At 64.8% G+C, this 17,895-nt stretch carries 14 protein-coding genes and 1 pseudogene; 7 read left to right on the top strand and 8 right to left on the bottom strand.

Annotation, left to right across the window (positions count from 1 at the left end; translation table 11 throughout):
- Window positions 1-4: 4 nt before the first annotated feature.
- The 6 genes from EDC64_RS19985 to EDC64_RS19960 form a co-directional block, all read right to left on the bottom strand.
- Window positions 5-3,220: an efflux RND transporter permease subunit gene (locus EDC64_RS19985; protein ID WP_132034697.1), complete on the bottom strand. Its 3,216-nt coding sequence runs from the start codon at window positions 3,218-3,220 to the stop codon at window positions 5-7.
- A complete protein-coding gene (locus EDC64_RS19980) occupies window positions 3,217-3,582 on the bottom strand; it encodes a P-II family nitrogen regulator (RefSeq protein WP_132034695.1) in 366 nt (121 codons plus the stop codon). Before EDC64_RS19980 ends, EDC64_RS19985 begins: the two co-directional genes overlap by 4 nt.
- Window positions 3,572-4,540 (bottom strand): divalent metal ion exporter adaptor subunit IhpB, encoded by a 969-nt coding sequence (gene ihpB, locus EDC64_RS19975; RefSeq protein ID WP_132034693.1) that lies wholly within the window; start codon window positions 4,538-4,540, stop codon window positions 3,572-3,574. Before ihpB ends, EDC64_RS19980 begins: the two co-directional genes overlap by 11 nt.
- A complete protein-coding gene (locus EDC64_RS19970) occupies window positions 4,537-5,808 on the bottom strand; it encodes a TolC family protein (protein WP_132034691.1) in 1,272 nt (423 codons plus the stop codon). Before EDC64_RS19970 ends, ihpB begins: the two co-directional genes overlap by 4 nt.
- 65 nt (window positions 5,809-5,873) lie before the next feature.
- On the bottom strand, window positions 5,874-6,287 hold the full coding sequence (locus EDC64_RS19965; protein WP_132034689.1) for a hypothetical protein: 414 nt from the start codon (window positions 6,285-6,287) through the stop codon (window positions 5,874-5,876).
- A gap of 92 nt (window positions 6,288-6,379) precedes the next feature.
- Entirely contained in the window at window positions 6,380-6,805 is a 426-nt protein-coding gene (locus EDC64_RS19960; RefSeq protein ID WP_132034687.1) for a MerR family transcriptional regulator, read from the bottom strand.
- A 64-nt stretch (window positions 6,806-6,869) separates the two neighbouring features.
- Here EDC64_RS19960 and EDC64_RS19955 point away from each other — a divergent pair, with 64 nt between their 5' ends.
- Window positions 6,870-9,140, top strand: a complete 2,271-nt coding sequence (locus EDC64_RS19955; protein ID WP_132034864.1) for a heavy metal translocating P-type ATPase — start codon at window positions 6,870-6,872, stop codon at window positions 9,138-9,140.
- Between the two features lie 54 nt (window positions 9,141-9,194).
- Here the strand turns inward: EDC64_RS19955 and mntR are convergent, their stop codons facing one another.
- Window positions 9,195-9,650 carry a manganese-binding transcriptional regulator MntR gene (mntR, locus tag EDC64_RS19950; RefSeq protein WP_132034685.1) on the bottom strand — a complete coding sequence of 152 codons (456 nt, stop codon included), beginning with the start codon at window positions 9,648-9,650 and terminating at the stop codon, window positions 9,195-9,197.
- Between the two features lie 227 nt (window positions 9,651-9,877).
- Between mntR and EDC64_RS19945 the strand changes: the two genes are divergently transcribed.
- Window positions 9,878-11,245, top strand: a complete 1,368-nt coding sequence (locus tag EDC64_RS19945; protein WP_132034683.1) for an Nramp family divalent metal transporter — start codon at window positions 9,878-9,880, stop codon at window positions 11,243-11,245.
- Between the two features lie 138 nt (window positions 11,246-11,383).
- Window positions 11,384-11,896 (top strand): annotated as a pseudogene (locus tag EDC64_RS24095) (ArsR/SmtB family transcription factor); the annotation flags it as partial.
- Between the two features lie 78 nt (window positions 11,897-11,974).
- On the opposite strand, the gene EDC64_RS19935 reads toward EDC64_RS24095, so the two are convergent.
- Entirely contained in the window at window positions 11,975-12,373 is a 399-nt protein-coding gene (locus EDC64_RS19935; RefSeq protein ID WP_132034681.1) for a MerR family transcriptional regulator, read from the bottom strand.
- Window positions 12,374-12,442: 69 nt separating this feature from the next.
- On the opposite strand from EDC64_RS19935, the gene EDC64_RS19930 reads away from it, so the two are divergent.
- From EDC64_RS19930 to EDC64_RS19915, 4 genes are all read left to right on the top strand, one after another.
- Window positions 12,443-14,587, top strand: coding sequence for a heavy metal translocating P-type ATPase (locus tag EDC64_RS19930; RefSeq protein WP_132034679.1), 2,145 nt, complete (start codon window positions 12,443-12,445; stop codon window positions 14,585-14,587).
- A gap of 207 nt (window positions 14,588-14,794) precedes the next feature.
- Window positions 14,795-15,394 (top strand): SCO family protein, encoded by a 600-nt coding sequence (locus EDC64_RS19925; protein ID WP_245504803.1) that lies wholly within the window; start codon window positions 14,795-14,797, stop codon window positions 15,392-15,394.
- Window positions 15,395-15,572: 178 nt separating this feature from the next.
- Window positions 15,573-16,097 (top strand): signal peptidase II, encoded by a 525-nt coding sequence (gene lspA, locus EDC64_RS19920; RefSeq protein WP_132034674.1) that lies wholly within the window; start codon window positions 15,573-15,575, stop codon window positions 16,095-16,097.
- A gap of 1 nt (window position 16,098) precedes the next feature.
- Window positions 16,099-16,836, top strand: coding sequence for a cytochrome c biogenesis CcdA family protein (locus EDC64_RS19915; protein ID WP_132034672.1), 738 nt, complete (start codon window positions 16,099-16,101; stop codon window positions 16,834-16,836).
- Window positions 16,837-17,895 lie beyond the last annotated feature (1,059 nt).

Here is a 17,895-nt window from a genome sequence, read left to right as displayed (position 1 = left end):
TCCTTCAAGGGTTTGGGGTGGAAGCGGCCGCGACGGCCGGATCGGATGGCGCATCCACCTGTTCGGTCTCGCGCCGGAACAGGACGTAGAGCGCGGGCAGGACGAGCAAGGTGAGTATGGTGGAAGAGACGATGCCGCCGATGACGACGGTGGCGAGCGGACGCTGCACCTCCGCCCCCGGCCCCGTCGCCAGCGCCATGGGCACGAAGCCGAGGGAGGCGACGAGCGCGGTCATTAGCACCGGGCGAAGGCGCGTCAGCGCCCCTTCGCGCACGGCTTCCACGATCGCCTTCCCCTCGGCCCGCAGGCGTTGGATGAAGGCGATGATGACGAGGCCGTTCAGCACCGCGACGCCGGACAAGGCGATGAAGCCGATGCCCGCGCTGATGGAGAGGGGGATGTCCCGGAGCAGCAGCGCCGCGATGCCGCCGGTGAGTGCCAGGGGCACGCCGGAGAACACCAGAAGCGCATCCCCCACCGACCCGAAGCTCATGAAGAGGAGCAGGAAGATGAGGGCGAGCGCGATGGGCACCACGATGGCGAGGCGATGGGTGGCCGAGACGAGCTGCTCGAACTGGCCGCCCCATCCGATCCAATAGCCCTCGGGCAGCTTCACCTTCTCCGCCACCTGTCGCTGGGCATCGGTGACGAAGGAGCCGAGGTCCCGCTCGCGCACGTTCGCGCTCACCACGATGCGCCGCTTGCCGTCCTCCCGGCTGATCTGGTTCGGGCCGGGGGATATGGTGAGGGTGGCCAGGGCCGACAGGGGCACGTAGCGGATCTGCGTCACCGCCCCGGTTCCCCAGACGGCCCGCACCGGCGCTTCCCCATTGGGCGGGGGCAGCGGGATGGGCAGGTCGCGCAGCGCCTCGATGTCGGTGCGCAGTTCCTCCGGCAGGCGCACGACGATGTCGAAGCGCCGGTCGCCTTCGAAGAGGACCCCTGCCTCCCGGCCACCCACGGCGATCTCGATCAGTTCCTGCACATCGGCGACGGAGACGCCGTAGCGCCCCATGGCCGCCCGATTGAGCTCCACCGTGAGCATGGGTAGGCCCGAGACCTGCTCGGTCTTAACGTCCGCCGCGCCGGGCACCTTCTGGAGCACGGCCTGCACCTGGCCCGCCACCTGGAGGAGCGTGTCGAGATCGTCGCCGAAGATCTTCACGCCCACATCGCTGCGGATGCCGGAGATGAGCTCGTTGAAGCGGAGCTGGATGGGCTGAGAAAGCTCGTAATTGCTGCCCGCCACCTCTTCGGCCGCCTTCTCGATGTCCTCCATCAGTTCGGTTTTCGGCTTCGATGGGTTCGGCCATTCGGAGCGGGGCTTCAACATGATGTAGCCGTCGGAGATGGACGGCGGCATGGGGTCGGTCGCGACCTCCGCCGTGCCGACGCGGGCGAAGATCTCCTTCACCTCCGGCACCTTCAGGATCCGCTTCTCCAGCGCCTCCTGCATCTCGATGGACTGGGTGAGACTGGTGCCGGGGACGCGGAGCGCCTGGATGGCGGCATCGCCTTCATCCAGGCTCGGTATGAACTCTCCGCCCATGCGGGAAGCGGCAAGGCCGCTGATGATCACGAGGGCCGCAGCCCCCACCGCCACCACGCCGCGATAGTTGATGGAGGCATCCAGCAGCGGCGTATAGAGGCGCCGGGCGCTACGCATGATGAAGTTCTCATGCTCCGACACCCTCCCCGTCACGAACAAAGCGATGGCGGCGGGCACGAAGGTCATGGAGAACAGCGCCGCGCCGAGCAGTGCCATCAGCACCGTCACCGCCATGGGCGTGAACATCTTGCCTTCCACGCCCGTGAGCGTGAGGACCGGCAGGTAGACCACGGCGATGATCATGGTGCCGAACAGGCTTGGCCGGATCACCTCCTTCGACCCCGCGAGGATGGTCTCGAACCGCTCCGCCCGGGTGAGCAGGCGGCCCCTTTTGTGCTGCTCCTCGGCGAGCAGCCGCAAGCAGTTCTCCACGATGATGACGGCGCCGTCGATGATGATGCCGAAGTCGATGGCCCCTAGGCTCATCAGGTTGGCGCTGACCTTGTTCTCCACCATGCCCGTGATGGTGAAGAGCATGGCGAGCGGGATGACAAAGGCGGTGACGATGGCCGCGCGGATGTTTCCCAGCAGCACGAACAGGACCGCGATGACGAACAGGGCGCCTTCGACGAGGTTCTTCTCCACCGTCGCAATGGTGGCTTCCACCAGATGCGCCCGGTCGTAGACCGTGCGGGCAATGACGCCCTCAGGCAGCGAGCGGGAGATGGTTTCCAACCGCTGCTCCACCCGCTCGGCTACCGTGCGGCTGTTCTCGCCGATCAGCAGCATGGTGGTGCCCAGCACCACTTCCTGGCCGTTCAGAGTGGCGGCCCCGGTGCGCAGTTCCAGACCCTCGCGCACGTCAGCGATGTCTCCGATGCGGATGGGCGTTCCGGAATGGGTGCCGATGACGATGTCGCGGATCTGCGCCGCGTCCGCCACCTGGCCGGGCGTGCGCACCAGATACTGCTCGCCGTTCCGCTCGATATAGCCGGCGCCCACGTTCGCGTTGTTGGCCGCGAGCGCGGTCATCACGTCCCGGAACGAGATGCGGTAGGCCATGAGCCGCGCCGGGTCCGGAAGCACATGGAACTGCTTCTCGTAGCCGCCGATGGTGTTGACCTCGACCACCCCAGGCACGGTGCGGAGCTGGGGCTTGATGATCCAGTCCTGGATGGTGCGCAGGTCAGTGGGGCTGTAGGCCTCGCCGGAGGGTTTCTTCGCGCCCTCCTTCGCTTCCACCGTGTACATGTAGATCTCGCCGAGGCCCGTGGAGATAGGCCCCATGGCCATCTCCACGCCGGGCGGGAGCTGGTCCTTCGCCTGCTGGATACGCTCGTTCACGAGCTGCCGGGCGAAGTAGATGTCGGTCCCGTCCCGGAACACGACCGTCACCTGGCTGAGGCCGTAGCGGGAGAGCGAGCGGGTATATTGCAGCCCCGGCAGGCCGCCCATGGCGGTCTCGATTGGGAAGGTGATGCGCTGCTCGGTCTCCAGCGGAGAGAAGCCGGGCGCGGACGTGTTGATCTGCACCTGAACATTGGTGATGTCGGGCACCGCATCGATGGGCAGGCGCGTGAAGTTCCAGGCGCCGAAGGCCGCGATGCCGAGGCATGCCAGAACCACCAGCCAGCGCTGGCGGATGGAGAAGGCGAGGATGGCGTCGATCATTGCGCCGCCTCCGAAGCCTTAGGCTTCCCGGCTTCCCGGATGCGCATGAGATTATCGACGGGGGTGACGAACAGAACGCCGTCGCCCTTGCGGCCCGTCCAAGCAGCCTCCGCCAGCACCTTCGAAATCCGCTCTACGGCTGCCTCGGGGCACACGATCTGCACTTGGAGATGGCGCTGATAGAGAAGATCGGACTCGCTCGCGAGATAAGTGCCCCCGGCACCCCGTCCTCGACCCTGACCGCGGACCTCCACCATCGAGAAACCGGGGAACTCGGGAAGCTCATGGAGGGCGCGCACCACCCGCGCTTCCAGGAGCGGATGGATGTAGGCCGTTATCAATTTCAGCTTCTCAGTGCTCATGGCTGGCGCTCCCCTTGGCGAGCTCGGCCTTGATCACGAAGCTGTTCTTGGCCGCATAGCTGTCGCCGGGCATGAGGCCGAACAGCACCTCGGCCCATTCACCGTCCCGCTCACCCAGTTCCACGTCGCGTGGCTCGAAGGCGTCGCCGTTGCGCACGAAGACGACCGTGCGATTGTCGATGGCCTGGAGTGCGTTGAGACGGACGGCGAGGTCCACGGGCTTCTCCGCGAGCACGATGGTGCCTACGGCGAAGAGGCCCGGCCGAAGGCGCATGCCGTCATTGGGGATGGCGATGCGCGCCAGGGCGCTCTGGGTGTCGGCGGCGCCGATGGGCGAGACGTAGATGACCTTGCCATCTATGGGCGCCCCGCCGTCCTCGGGATCGATCTGGACAGGATCGCCGACGCGGACCTTGGCGAAGTCCCGCCGGTAGACGGAGAGGTCGACCCAGAGAGTCGAAAGGTCAGCCACGATGAAGGCGGGCTTCTGCTCCGAGACGTACTCGCCGAGCGCCACGCCGCGTTCCACCACCGTGCCGGAAATGGGGGATTTCAGGTCATAGGTGGTGAGGCTCTGGTTGCTCTCGATGACCGCGAGGACATCGCCCTTGTTGACCTTATCTCCAAGGCGCTTGCGGATCTCCCGCACGATGCCCGGGAATCGGGGCGCGACCTGGACGATGGCCTCCTGGTTCGGCTGGATCAGCCCGTTCAGGCGAAGCTTCCGGCGCAGCATCTCCGGCCGCGCGGTCTCAAGGCCAATGCTCGCCGCGGCGAGCTTGGTGTCATCGAGTTCGATGGCTCCTTCCGAGTGCCCTTCCTCCTCCCCATGCCCGCTTTCGGCGGCCTGGCTCGGGGTGACGGATGACGGCTTTTCCTGGAGGGCGTACAGCGTCCCGGCGCCGGCCATAAGGCCGAGCAGGAGCAACGCCACGTCGCGTCGCGCCGAGCGGATCATTTGGATTTTCCTTTTGCGAAGGTCACGGGGCGGCCCGTCAGCCCCTCAAGGGTGGCGAGGGCCGTGTGGTAAGAGACGAGCGCGTCAAGTTCGCGCAGCGACGTCTCGGTCAGCGACGATTGGGCGTCCAGCAATTCCAGGAGGGTGTAGCGGCCTTCCGAATAGCCGCTCTCGATGCCTTCGAAAGCGCTCCTCGCATCTGGAAGACCGCCACCGCGCAAGAGCGCGACTTCGTCGTAGGACGATTTCAGGGAATCGTAAGCTCGGCCCACCTGGGAGATGAGGACGCTGCGGACGACGGCTTCCTCCGCCTCCGCCCGGCGCAGCGATTCATGAGCCTCGATGATGCCGCCCTGGTTCCGGTCGAACACCGGCAGCGGCACCGACATGGTGAATATCATCCCGCTGTCGGCGGTCTCGTTGTAGTGGCGATACCCGACTCCGAGCGTGACGTCCGGAACGGCCTGCGCCCGGGCACCGGTGAGTTCTGCGCTGCGCTGTGCCTTGAGCGCCGTGAAGCGCGTGAGCTGCGGGTTCTCCTGCACAGACTTCAGGATGCGGTCGAGCGAAGGCGGGGCGTTCACCCGAACCAGGTTGCCCGTCACGGCTCCGAACTTCGCTTCCTTGAGCCCCATGAGGAGCGCCAGCTCGCGCCGGGCGGTCACGAGCGCCATCTTGGTGCGTTCGAGCTCTACCTTCGCGAGATTGGCCGCCACCTTGGCCCGCGAGATCTCCGCAGGGGAGGACGCTCCGGCCTCGACGCGGTTCTGGAGCAAAGGCGTCCAGCGTTCGATGGCGCTGAACTGGGCCTTCAATATCTCAAGCCGGCTCTGGGCACTGAGGACCGTGACGAAAGCCGCCGTGGTCTCGGCCAGGACCTGGAGGCGCAGCGCCTCACGTTCCCAGCGGGCAACCCCCACTCCGGCACTTGCAGCCGCGATCCGCGCTTCGCGCTTGCCCCCGAGCTCCACGAGCTGGCTCACCTGGAGCGTCTGCTCCGCAAGGTCGAGCCCTTGGTACGAGCCGGAGCCGAAAGCATTGTCCACTTCAAGCGACAGGTTCGGATTCGGGAGCACGGCAGCCTGTACGCTGCGCCCCCCCGCCATGCCGATGTCCCGTTCGGCGACCGTCAGCCTGGGATTCGCGGCGAGCGCGCTGGAGAGCGCCTGGGCAAGAGTCAGCGGCCGCGGCGAGGCGGCGAGCGCAGGTGACGCATGAAGCAGCGCAATCGCTGCCCCAAGCGCGAGCGCGAGGGCACGAGGAGACATGATCCGTTCCGGGCATGGGGCTGCATTGGCCGACGCAGGGCGTCAGCGCGCGACGTGCGGAAGGATCAGGCTTTGGGAGGTCGGAAGTCGGCGCCGGGGACGCGGCCCTCGACCAGATGCACCGGCGGCGCCTGAACCGGGAGCTGCAAGTACATGGGGGCAACGTCGGCCGGGACGTCGATCATCGCCGTGGAGCAGCCATGGCAGTCATGATCGACGAAAGGCAGGTTCGCCGGATGATCCGGCGCCTTCTTGACGATCACGACGTCCTGCGAAGCTCCATCGGAGAGAGCGATCACGACGTCGCCATCGTCGACATGGTGCGCGGAAAGGGCACCTGCCAGCGGGCCGAAAGCCAAGCACAGCATCACGAGCGACATCACCACCCGGCGGATCGCCGGGCGAAGATTCGTACGGAATACATGTGCGAGGGTGCCACGCATGGCCTGAGAAAGACCCCAAGCCTCACGCAGTGTCAAGACAATCGATCCCGAGCGCGTCATTTTGGCCCCAAGAGCAACGTGACGGTTTCGCTCGCTCCAGCTCCGATTTTCATCAATGATCTACAATATCATTGATGGTGGTGTCGGCATTCACCATGGTCCGCCAGAATCTCGATGACGCGGCACTCCGAGACGGTGCCGTGAGCGCATCCTTGGATCATGCGCTGGAGCTCTTTCCGGAGCGCGGCCAAGCTGGCGATGCGCATTTCCACCTCGCCGAGACGGGCGCGTGCGATCTTGTCCGCGGCGTCGCAGGATTGATCCGGATCATCCTGAAGGACCAGCAGGGTCCGAATTGCGTCGATCTCGAACCCGAGCTCGCGTGCGTGCCGAATGAAGGCGAGCCGACGGAGATCGGATGCGCCATAGAGCCTTCGGTTGCCTTCGGTTCGGGGCGGGGACGGCAGAAGCCCGATCTGCTCGTAGAACCGGATCGTGGGCACCTTCACGCCGCTGGCTTTCGCCGCTGCGCCGATGGAAACGTCCCTGGACATTCCGCTTGCTCCTCTAGTCGCTAGAGGATGTAGGGTCCCCCGGAACGATGCGAAAGGGCACCCCATGAATGCTCCTCTCCTCCAGACTCGCTTTCGGGTGAGCGGGATGGACTGCGCCTCATGTGCGGCGAAGATCGACGCGGCCGTGAGCCGGATTCCGGGCGTGGAAGAAGTCGCGGTCTCCGTCACCGCGGGAACCCTGTCGGTTCGCCATGCGCCCCATAGTGATCTCGTTGCCCTGCGAGAGCGCGTCACCAGTTTGGGTTATCAACTCGCTCCGATCGAGGAGAGACCTCATCGCGGCGACCAGGAACGCGCCGACGGTGGAGCGCAGGCGCAGTCGATGCCGCGCGGACCGGGTGATGGTGATCACCATCACGACGGCAATGATGGCCATGAGCACCATGACCACCATCACGGGAGCGATACGCAAAGCGGTGACTTGCATGGTCACGACCATGGCCCGACGGAAGGGCCGTGGTGGAGATCAGGCAAGGCGCGGCTGACCATCCTCAGCGGACTCGCGCTCGCGGCCGCCTTCGCCGTCGGCACATTCGTCCCGTCCATCGAAGCTCCGGCCTTCATCGTTGCCATGCTCGTGGGATTGGTGCCCATCGCCCGCCGCGCGGTGATGGCAGCGCGCATGGGCATGCCCTTCACCATTGAGATGCTGATGACCATCGCCGCCGTCGGCGCCGTCGTCATCGGGGCCGCCGAGGAGGCGGCCGCCGTCGTCTTCCTGTTCCTGGTCGGGGAACTGCTGGAGGGAGTCGCCGCAGGGCGGGCGCGGGCGAGCATTCAATCCCTCACGGCCCTCGTTCCCAAGACGGCGCTGCTGGAGCGGGATGGCGGCACCCGGGAGGTTCCGGCCGAAGACCTTGCAGTGGGTGACGTCATCCTCGTGCGACCGGGCGACCGCATTCCCGCGGACGGCATGATCGTCTCCGGAGAGAGCGCGATCGACGAAGCGCCGGTCACCGGCGAGAGCACCCCCGTTCGGAAAGGCGTGGATGCCAACGTCTTCGCGGGCACCGTGAACGGCGATGCCGCCCTCCGGATCCGCGTGACCGCCGCCGCCGAGGACAACACCATCGCCCGTGTCGTGAAGCTCGTGGAGGAGGCTCAGGAATCGAAGGCGCCGACCGAACGCTTCATCGACCGCTTCTCCCGCTACTACACGCCCGGCGTGGTGGTGGTCGCGGCCCTCGTCGCGGTCGTCCCGCCGCTCCTGTTCGGTGGAGGATGGGACGAGTGGATCTATAAGGGCCTCGCCATCCTCCTGATCGGCTGCCCGTGCGCCCTGGTGATCTCCACTCCCGCCGCCATCGCGGCCGGGCTCTCCGCCGGAGCGCGCCGGGGCCTTCTCATGAAGGGCGGTGCCGTCCTGGAAGGGCTGGGGAAGATCACCGCCGCCTGCTTCGACAAGACCGGCACCCTCACCGAGGGCAAGCCCAAGGTGACCGATGTCATCAGCTTCGGCCGTGGCGAGCAGGACGTCCTCAGGCTGGCTGCCGCCCTGGAGACCGGCTCCAGCCACCCGCTTGCCAAGGCAATCCTCGACAAGGCGGAAGCGGATGGCATCGTGGTGCCCTTCGCAGACGAAGGCAAGGCGCTGGGCGGCAAGGGTGTGACCGCAACCGTCGAAGGACTCCAGGTCTTCCTCGGTTCCCCGAAGGCGGCGGGCGAGCACGTCCCGCTCCCATCGGAGGCGACGTCGCGGATCACCGCCTTGAACGACGAAGGCAAGACGGTGTCGGTTCTGATCGTGGACGGGGAGATCGCCGGCGCGATCGCCATGCGCGACGAGCCGCGTCCCGATGCCCTCCGCGGTCTCCGCATGCTCGCGGATGCGGGCCTGCGCACCGTGATGCTCACCGGCGACAACCGCCGAACGGCGGAAGCCATCGGACGCCAGCTCGGCATTGAGGTTCGGGCCGAATTGCTGCCCGAGGACAAGCAGCGCATCGTCGGTGAACTGAGGTCCCAGGGCCTCGTCGTGGCCAAGGTGGGCGACGGCATCAACGATGCTCCGGCCCTCGCCGCGGCGGACGTGGGCATCGCCATGGGCGGAGGCACCGACGTCGCGCTGGAAACCGCCGATGCCGCCATCCTTCACGGGCGGGTCTCCGACGTTGCCACGATGGTGGACCTTTCGAACCGCACCATGGGCAACATCCGGCAGAACATCACCATCGCCCTGGGGCTGAAGGCGGTGTTCCTGGTGACCACCGTGATCGGGATCACCGGCCTGTGGCCCGCCATCCTGGCCGACACGGGCGCGACCGTTCTGGTGACGCTGAATGCCTTGCGGCTTCTGGGCTACAAGCCGTCATAGCGGGAGCCGTCGCCCGATACGCGTTCGACTGCGATCAAAGCGTGCCTGGAGACGTCAGCGTCCGCGGGTCATCGCCTTGCGGAAGGCTTCGAGGGTCTCGGCGCTCACATGATGCTCTATACCCTCCGCATCGATCCGCGCCACCTCTTCGCTCACGCCGAGCGATCGCAGGAAGTCCTCCACGACCCTGTGTCGTGCCCGGCTTTCGTCCGCCACCTTGCGGCCCGCTTCCGTGAGGAACACGCCGCGATAGGGCTTGCGAGAAACGAGCCCGTCCACCGCGAGACGGGCGAGCATCTTCGCGACCGTAGGCTGTGCCACTCCAAGACGGGCGGCGATGTCGACCTGACGAGCCTCATTGCCATCGTCGATCAGGTCGGCGATCAGCTCGACATAATCCTCGACAAGAGCTCCCCTTCGAGCTTTCCGCGTCTCGCGGAAACCTTCCGATTGAACACCAGCATCCGGTAACGGGGCCTCCCGGGGGATGGAGCGGCTGGTGCGCGGCAATGATGCCTCCTTGTCGATGAACGTTCGGTTCGAACCTGACCATAGAATTATAGCATAGGCTCAATTTTTTCAATTGACGTTAGGGCAGATCGAATGCGCGACAGCCGTATGCACCGCCAACCCCTGCAACTTTTGAGTTGACGCCATCAAATATAGCATATTGAATATTTATGAGTAAAAGCTCAAATTATCAGCTTGCACTTTATCCTGCTCGCCGGGAACCTCGCATGTCCGACTCTCAGGCCGCCACCGCCTCGCGACCCGCCATGGAATTCTCGCGCATTTCCGACGAGGACCGCCCCAGCCTGCCGGAGGTCCATGCGTCGATTGCGGTTCCGCACGCCGCATCATGGGGACGACGCCTCCTCGCCTTCCTGGGGCCGGGCTACATGGTCTCGGTCGGGTATATGGATCCCGGCAACTGGGCGACCGATCTCGCCGGCGGCGCCCAGTTCGGCTACACGCTGCTGTTCGTCATCATGCTCTCGAACCTGATGGCGATCCTGCTCCAGGCGCTCGCGGCCCGGCTCGGAATCGTCACGGATCGCGACCTGGCCCAGGCATGCCGCGCCTACTACCCGCGGCCGGTGAACTACGTGCTGTGGTTCGCCTGCGAACTGGCGATCATCGCATGCGACCTCGCCGAGGTGATCGGCACGGCCATCGCCCTTCAGCTCCTATTCGGCATCCCGCTGATCGGCGGCGCGCTCATCGCGGCGCTGGATGCGTTCCTGCTGCTGTTCCTGATGAACAAGGGCTTCCGCTTCCTGGAGGCGTTCGTCATCGCCCTGCTGGTCATCATCTTCGGATGCTTCGCCATCCAGATTGCGGCCGCGGCCCCGCCGGTCCATGCCATCCTGGAAGGACTTTTCATACCCTCGCCGGAAATCGTGACAAATCCCGAGATGCTGTATGTCGCCATCGGCATCATCGGGGCGACGGTCATGCCGCACAATCTCTACCTTCATTCCTCGATTGTGCAGACACGGGCCTATCAGCGCACCGAGCACGGCCGACGGGACGCCATCAAGTGGGCGACGGTGGACTCCACCATCGCCTTGATGCTGGCGCTGTTCGTCAACGGTGCGATCCTGATCGTCTCGGCGGTGGCGTTCCACGGCACCGGGCACCAAGACGTCGCGGAGATCGGACAGGCATTCGAGCTTCTGTCGCCGCTTCTCGGCCTCGGAATCGCGTCGGTCCTGTTCGCCGTGGCGCTGCTGGCCTCCGGTCTGAACTCGACGGTCACGGCGACGCTCGCCGGGCAAATCGTCATGGAGGGGTTCCTGCGCCTGCGGATACCCCATTGGGCCCGCCGCCTCCTCACGCGCGGCATCGCCATCATTCCCGTGATCATCGTCACGGCGATCTATGGTGAAAGGGGAACGGCCCAACTCCTGGTCTTCAGCCAGGTGGTGCTGTCCATGCAGCTTCCCTTCGCGGTGCTTCCGCTGGTTCAGTTCGTCTCCGATCGGCGAAAGATGCGTGACTTCGTCATCTCCAGGAAGGTCGCCATCCTCGCCTGGATCGTGGCGTCGCTCATCCTCGCCCTCAATTTCAAGCTCCTTTACGACATGGCCACCGGGGCTGGTTGATCTCATGGTGTCGGTTGCGTGCTTGCCAAACTCTGCGCTCGAAGGTGGGCGAGAAAATACCGGAAGCGAAACGCTGCGCCCTGATGTCTCGATCCGCAGGAGCAACCTGCCGGGCCGGAGGAGACGAAAGGGCGTGAGATGAGAGGGCTGACGTCTTGGCGCACAATTGGCGTGGCGCTGGGTTTTGCGGGTGGTGGACTGCCCATCGTGACGCTGCTTCCAGAGGAGGCACGGGCGCAGTCCGCGACTGCACCGCCCGCGGCAGGAGGAGTCATTGAGTTGCCTGCGGTTCAGGTGGTCGACACGTCTCCACTCCACGGTACCGGCATAGCTGCGGACAAGGTGCCTGACCCGGTGAACGCGGTCAGCGCACAGGATGTCCAGCGCCTCTTCACCTTCTCCGTCACGGACGGGCTATTTCAGTATATCCCGGGGGTGACGACATCGGACGTTCAGGGCAATCCTTTCTTCCAGGATTTCCGCTTCCGCGGTTTCGCTGCCACCCGCCTCGACCTTTATCGCACCCTCGTCCGAGCAGGCGGGGCGGGCCTGAGTGTCGCCACTCTTCAGGAGAAGCACGGGATCCCGGCATCCACGCTTTCCCATCACCTTCGCAGGTTGATTGACACAGGCCTCGTCACCCAGGAACGCTAGGCGACGCACGATCACGCCCACTGAGACCTGGCGCCGAGAATCCGGCATTCACGGCCGATGCGGGGAAGGGAAAGTTCAGGGAGACAATGCCTCGACGATGCGGCATTCGGCGACCGTGCCGCAATGGCATTGCTTGATCATGCCGTCGAGCTCACGACGCAGGGCACGCAGGTCGGCGATCTTCCTGTCAACTTCCGCCAAGTGCTTCCTGGCGATCGCGTCGACGGCTTCGCAAGGCCGCTCACGTTCGTCTGCAAGGTCGAGCAGCGCGCGGACCTGATCGAGCGAGAAGCCGAGGTCGCGCGACCTTCGGATGAAGCTCAGCCGATTCAGGTGTTCCGCCCCATAGGCGCGGTAGTTGCCCGACGTTCGCGCCGGCGCGCTCAGGAGCCCGATGCGTTCGTAGTACCTGATTGTCTCGACCTTGGTGTTCGTCAGCCGTCCCAGCTCGCCGATCGCCAGATACGCGTCCATCGTGCATTGACCCTGTAGTTGGTACAGGGTGCATATGGGAGGTCACGTTGGACTTGTCGAGGTGACGAGATGGTTGCCGCCAGTACCCTGAAGCTGAAGATCGAAGGCATGGACTGCGGTGCCTGCGCCGCGAAGATCGAAACAGCCATGCAGCGGCTGCCGGGTGTCGCGGACGTCGCTGTCAATTACAGCCAGGGGGCGCTTTCCCTCACCCTCGACGCAGACCGGACCTCTCGCGCTACGATCGAGGCCAAGATCCGAGCGCTCGGCTACACGCCGGTGGATGGACCTGCGGGTTCCGCGAACGACCGCGATGATGCAGGAGGGCAGAGCGCGTGGTGGTCGTCGCGCAAAGGCCACTTGGTCATCGGTACCGGTGCCATTCTCGCGCTCGCCTATGTCGTCTCGCATTTCGAACCGGCATGGTCGGACTGGGCCTACATTGCCGCGACCCTGATCGGGCTCGTGCCGATCGGCAGGCGAGCGATAACCGGCGCCATGTCGGGCACGCCGTTCAGCATCGAGACCTTGATGTCGATCGCCGCGATTGGCGCCGTTGCCATTGGTGAGGCGGGCGAGGCCGCCGTGGTGGTTTTCCTCTTCGCCGTGGGCGAACTTCTGGAGGGTGTCGCCGCCGGGCGGGCGCGCGCGGGCATCAAAGCGCTGATCGACCTCGTGCCGCGCACGGCACGCCGGGCGCGCGGCTTCGAGGTCGAGACGGTGCCGGTCGAGGCGTTGGGGCTCGGTGACATCGTGGTGGTGCGCTCCGGCGACCGCGTGCCCTCGGACGGCATCGTCGTCGAGGGGATGTCGGAGGTCAACGAGGCACCGGTGACCGGAGAATCCATCCCGGTCGCGAAGGAGGTCGGATCGACCGTCTATGCGGGCAGCATCAATGCCAATGGCGAACTTCGCGTCGAGATCACCCGGACGGCTTCCGACAACACGATCGCCCGCATCATTCACATGGTCGAGGAGGCGCAGGGTTCGAAGGCGCCGACCGCTCGTTTCATCGACAGCTTCAGCCGCTGGTACACGCCTGGCGCCATGGTGGTATCCGCGCTCGTGGTGTTGGTGCCCCCGCTGTTCCTCGGCGCCGAATGGTTCACTTGGATCTATCGCGGGCTGGCGGTGCTGCTGATCGCCTGTCCTTGTGCCCTCGTCATCTCGACCCCCGCCGCCATCGCCTCGGGCCTCGCGAGCGGGGCGAGGCGTGGCCTTCTGATCAAGGGTGGCGCCGCGCTGGAGACGCTTGGCAAAGTGAAGACGGTCGCTTTCGACAAAACCGGCACACTGACCGTGGGGCGGCCGCAGGTCACGGACCTGATCGCGATCGCGGGGATGGAGGCCGACGTGTTGGCGAAGGCCGCGGCCGTCGAACGCAGCACCAGCCACCCGCTCGGCCTGGCGATCGTCGCCGAGGCCGAGACGCGTGGCCTCGATATCCCGAGGGCCTTCGGCGCCGGCATTGCAACGCCGGGCAAGGCAGTGACCGGACGCCTCAAATCCGGCTTCGTCTCGGTCGGCTCACCCCGGCACGCCGCGGAACAGGGCGGTGTGCCGGAGGAGGTGCTGGCGCGGATCGAGACGCTTGAGGGAGAGGGCAAGACCGTCGTGGTGGTCAGCGAGGGCGCGCGGCTGATCGGTCTGATCGCCTTGCGCGACGAGCCGCGTGCGGATGCGGCGGAGGGTCTTGCTAGGCTACGGACGCTTGGCATCCGTTCGATCATGCTGACGGGTGACAACGCACGCGCCGCAGCCGCGATCGGCGGCGCGCTCGGTCTTGAGGCCAGGGCCGAGTTGCTGCCGGATGCTAAGCTCGATGCGATCGCGGCTTTCAAGAGCGAGGGCCCGATCGCCATGGTCGGGGACGGGATCAACGATGCGCCCGCGCTCGCCGCCTCTTCGGTTGGCATTGCCATGGGAGGCGGCACGGACGTCGCGCTCGAGACGGCTGACGCGGCGCTGCTGAGGAACCGTGTCACCGGCGTTGCGGAACTGGTCGCCCTGTCCCGGGCAACCCTGGGCAACATCTGGCAGAACATCGCGCTCGCCCTTGGTCTCAAGAGCGTCTTCCTGGTGACGACGCTCCTTGGGACGACGCCACTCTGGATGGCGATCCTCGCGGATACCGGCGCAACAGTGCTGGTCACCGGCAACGCGCTGCGGCTGCTGCGTTTCGGGCAGGCTGGCAATCCGGGGAAGGAAAGATAGGAATTTGACGCGATCAAACGCCCTGGCGCTCCCCTCCGCGGTTCAACGTGCCAAACGGCGTGTTGCAGGTGAGACATTCCCCGCGCTTTCGAACTTCGAGAAAGCTGCATCGATCATGGTCTTGTTCACCGTCCAAGATCTTGGTGCCGAGACCGCCCCGGGAACCCACTACGGCCATGGCGGTAAGCAGCCATGAATCGTATGCGCATGATCCGTATCGCCTTGTGGGGGCTCGTCGCCGTGGCCTGCATCGCGGTTGCCGGGGTGGCGAGCGGCGTCCTTCCGATTCAAAAATCACCGCCCGTGCAGACCGGTTCCGATATTCCCGACATTGGCGGCCCGTTCCGGCTCACGACGCACAAGGGAACGGTACTGACCGATGCCGACCTTCATGGACGGCCGTTCCTGGTGTTCTTTGGGTTCACCAATTGTCCGGATATCTGCCCAACGACGCTCTCCGAACTTACGATGCATTTCGAGAAGCTGGGCCGCGACGCCGACAAGCTCAGCACGGTGTTCATCACCGTGGATCCGGATCGCGACACTCAGGACCTGCTCTCCCAATACATGGAGGCCTTCGATCCACGTTTCGTCGCGTTGCGCGGAAGCGTGGCCGAAACCGAGGCGATCGCGAAGGCGTACAAGGCTTTCGTTCGCAAGGTTCCGTTGGAGAGCGGCGGCTACACAATGGATCACAATGCGATCGTCTACTTGATGGATCGTGACGGTCGATTCGTGAGCTCCCTCGACCCCCATGAGAGCGAAGACGTCCAGCTTGCGAAGCTCCGGCGCCTGATCGCCGGATGAACCACACACGCTATCCGCTGCCATGTGGGCAAAGCTTGGCAACATTCGACTCGATTCGACCTAGGCCTATTCCTCCAGAAGGCGACGGGTAGCTAGCTCGGGCCGGTCCGGTACGCTCTCGATTGAGCACAAATGCACTGGCCGCAGAGAACGGCTCAACAATGAGGACTGAATAATCGTGGCGTATCCGAGGTTGATTCGTCGAAGTGCATTGGCCGGTGGTGCTTTAACTGCTGCCCTCGCGGTCGATTTCGTCACGAAGTGGCTGATCGTCGACTTTATATTGGAGCCGCCACGCACGATCGAGATCGCGCCATTTTTCAATTTGACGCTCGGTTTTAACACGGGGGTCAGCTTCGGGATGTTCCGCGAGCTTTTCCTTGATCGCCCATTGTTGCTTGCCGGAATCAAGATGGTGATCGTCGCCGGACTTCTCGTGTGGGCCATGAATGCTGCAAGGCCTTCCGAGACGATTGGTCTCGGCCTGATTGCCGGCGGTGCAGCGGGCAATGTGTTGGACCGGATACGTCAAGGTGCCGTCACCGATTTCCTCGATTTCCATGTCGGCGGCTGGCACTGGCCGGCCTTCAACATGGCGGACACGATGATAACGATTGGCGTCGTCCTACTGATCGCAGGCCCCTTTTGGTCGGCGAGGGCGACGATTCCGGTCCAGAAGCGACCGAGCCGTGAGGGGAACTGACGTGGCCGTCATAGACGTGTCTTTGCTTGGGATAGCCACGGCTGTGTTAGCCGGTGCCATTTCCTTCCTGTCGCCCTGCGTACTGCCGCTGGTGCCGGGCTATTTGTCCTATGTCGCGGGAGGAGCAGACTGCGCTGCGAGTGACGGAAGGACACGTCAGCTCCATGTTCTAGGACCCGCGCTCCACTTCGTGCTCGGCTTTACCACCGTCTTTGTTTTGCTTGGGCTCAGTGCCATGGCCCTTGGCGGAATTCTGCAACGGTACCAAATGGAGGCGAACCTGATCGGTGGCGCGTTGGTCGTCGTCTTCGGTCTCGCTATGACAGGACTGCTACGTTTGCCCGTTGCACTGATCGCGGATCGGCGCTGGCGCGGGCCGAAGCAGATCAGAGGCACTTTCGGGGCCTATCTTCTCGGCATAGCCTTCGGCTTTGGCTGGACGCCCTGCATCGGCCCCGTGCTTGCCTCGATCCTCACCGTCACGGCAACCTCGGCGGGCAATGGAGCGGTGCTCCTTGGCGCCTACGGTCTCGGCCTCGGCATCCCGTTCCTGCTTGTAGCACTGTTCTTCGGCAGCGCGGCCGCAGTCCTGAAACGCATGCGGCGCGCCGGAACGGTCCTCAACATCAGCGCTGGGGTAGTGATGGTGGGCGTCGGCATTCTGATGATGACGGGTCGCCTGCAGGAGATCGCCATTTGGATGCTGACGACGTTCCCAGCACTCGGCAACATCGGTTGAGGTGCGCGACCGCATCCTACCATTCAGAACGGCGAATGACCTTGCCCGAACACTTGGTATTCCGAGTGAACCTGCAACGGTGGTCGCGGTCATCGTCGCAGGCTGCACGAAGAGAACCAACCGCGGCCAAGTCAACGGCGTCCGAGAAGAGGCGAAAGCCGACCGTTCGGGCAAGCGATCGCTCGCGTCCGCTGTGGTTGGCGCGGGCTCCGGTGCATTATCACCCGGGGATGGCCGTGAGCCGGCTGATCCACCCGACATCTTGCTCATGCCGAGCGCGCACATGACAATACAAGGCAGCACAGTGAGAAGAAGCGGCGCGATCCCGGCGACCACCAGCCAGTTCCACTTGAAGACGAGGCCCAGACCAAGCGCGGTCAAGCCAAGCATGAGCAGCCCCCGGCGACTGCCGGGAATGGAGCGGATCGCATTGGTTGCGGCGCATATGGCCAAATTCGGCACAGAGCCGCTCGCGGGTGTCATGGATAATTCTGCCATTGTTGCGACGCCGAATGATTGGCGACGGGGGATCGTTGAGGCCTCGCACCTTGGAGACGCCGAACTTCGAACGCCTCGCTGCCACAGGCCGACGCAAGGTGTTTGTGGGGCTGTCTCCAAGACCGACGGCTAATAGCGCGAGCGCGCCCGACCATCGCGCGATCGGGGAGGGTTACGGGTTCCCAAAATAGAGAGTGGGTAGTCCTTAACAGGTGGCCGCAGGCTCTCTGATGTGTCACTTGCAGACGTGTGACTTGCATGTCCACGGCTGGGACTTCGGTCCGCCTTGGTAGGTGCAGTTCCCCCAAGCACTGTCGTTCCGCCTGACAGGTGCAAGTCCCCCAGGCATCTTCGGTCCGCCTTGGTAGGTCCAGGCGGCAGATTGCTCGCCACTTCCGCATGGAGCCGCCTGGGCAAATGGGGTCGTTTCCTCGATCGTCCGAACTTCGGTGGAGGACGAGTGCTTGGTACGCATCCGGCGTAGGCCGCAGTCAGGCAGCTACGGCTTGATCCTGATGGGGTGCCGCGGCCCAATTCCATGGCAGGAGTTCAGGCAGCCGG

The organism is Aquabacter spiritensis, from assembly GCF_004346185.1.
Classification (GTDB): domain Bacteria; phylum Pseudomonadota; class Alphaproteobacteria; order Rhizobiales; family Xanthobacteraceae; genus Aquabacter; species Aquabacter spiritensis.
The sequence above is the reverse complement of the archived record's forward strand: the minus strand, read 5'-3'. Positions and strand labels throughout refer to the sequence as shown.

What these genes read in the sequence shown, in the direction of transcription:
- EDC64_RS19925 (WP_245504803.1), top strand. Translation starts at nt 14,795, where the DNA reads ATGATCCGTATCGCCTTGTGGGGGCTCGTCGCCGTGGCCTGCATCGCG.
- EDC64_RS19970 (WP_132034691.1), bottom strand. Translation starts at nt 5,808, where the DNA reads ATGTCTCCTCGTGCCCTCGCGCTCGCGCTTGGGGCAGCGATTGCGCTG.
- ihpB (WP_132034693.1), bottom strand. Translation starts at nt 4,540, where the DNA reads ATGATCCGCTCGGCGCGACGCGACGTGGCGTTGCTCCTGCTCGGCCTT.
- EDC64_RS19985 (WP_132034697.1), bottom strand. Translation starts at nt 3,220, where the DNA reads ATGATCGACGCCATCCTCGCCTTCTCCATCCGCCAGCGCTGGCTGGTG.
- EDC64_RS19935 (WP_132034681.1), bottom strand. Translation starts at nt 12,373, where the DNA reads ATGGACGCGTATCTGGCGATCGGCGAGCTGGGACGGCTGACGAACACC.
- EDC64_RS19960 (WP_132034687.1), bottom strand. Translation starts at nt 6,805, where the DNA reads ATGTCCAGGGACGTTTCCATCGGCGCAGCGGCGAAAGCCAGCGGCGTG.
- EDC64_RS19980 (WP_132034695.1), bottom strand. Translation starts at nt 3,582, where the DNA reads ATGAGCACTGAGAAGCTGAAATTGATAACGGCCTACATCCATCCGCTC.
- EDC64_RS19955 (WP_132034864.1), top strand. Translation starts at nt 6,870, where the DNA reads ATGAATGCTCCTCTCCTCCAGACTCGCTTTCGGGTGAGCGGGATGGAC.
- EDC64_RS19945 (WP_132034683.1), top strand. Translation starts at nt 9,878, where the DNA reads ATGTCCGACTCTCAGGCCGCCACCGCCTCGCGACCCGCCATGGAATTC.
- EDC64_RS19930 (WP_132034679.1), top strand. Translation starts at nt 12,443, where the DNA reads ATGGTTGCCGCCAGTACCCTGAAGCTGAAGATCGAAGGCATGGACTGC.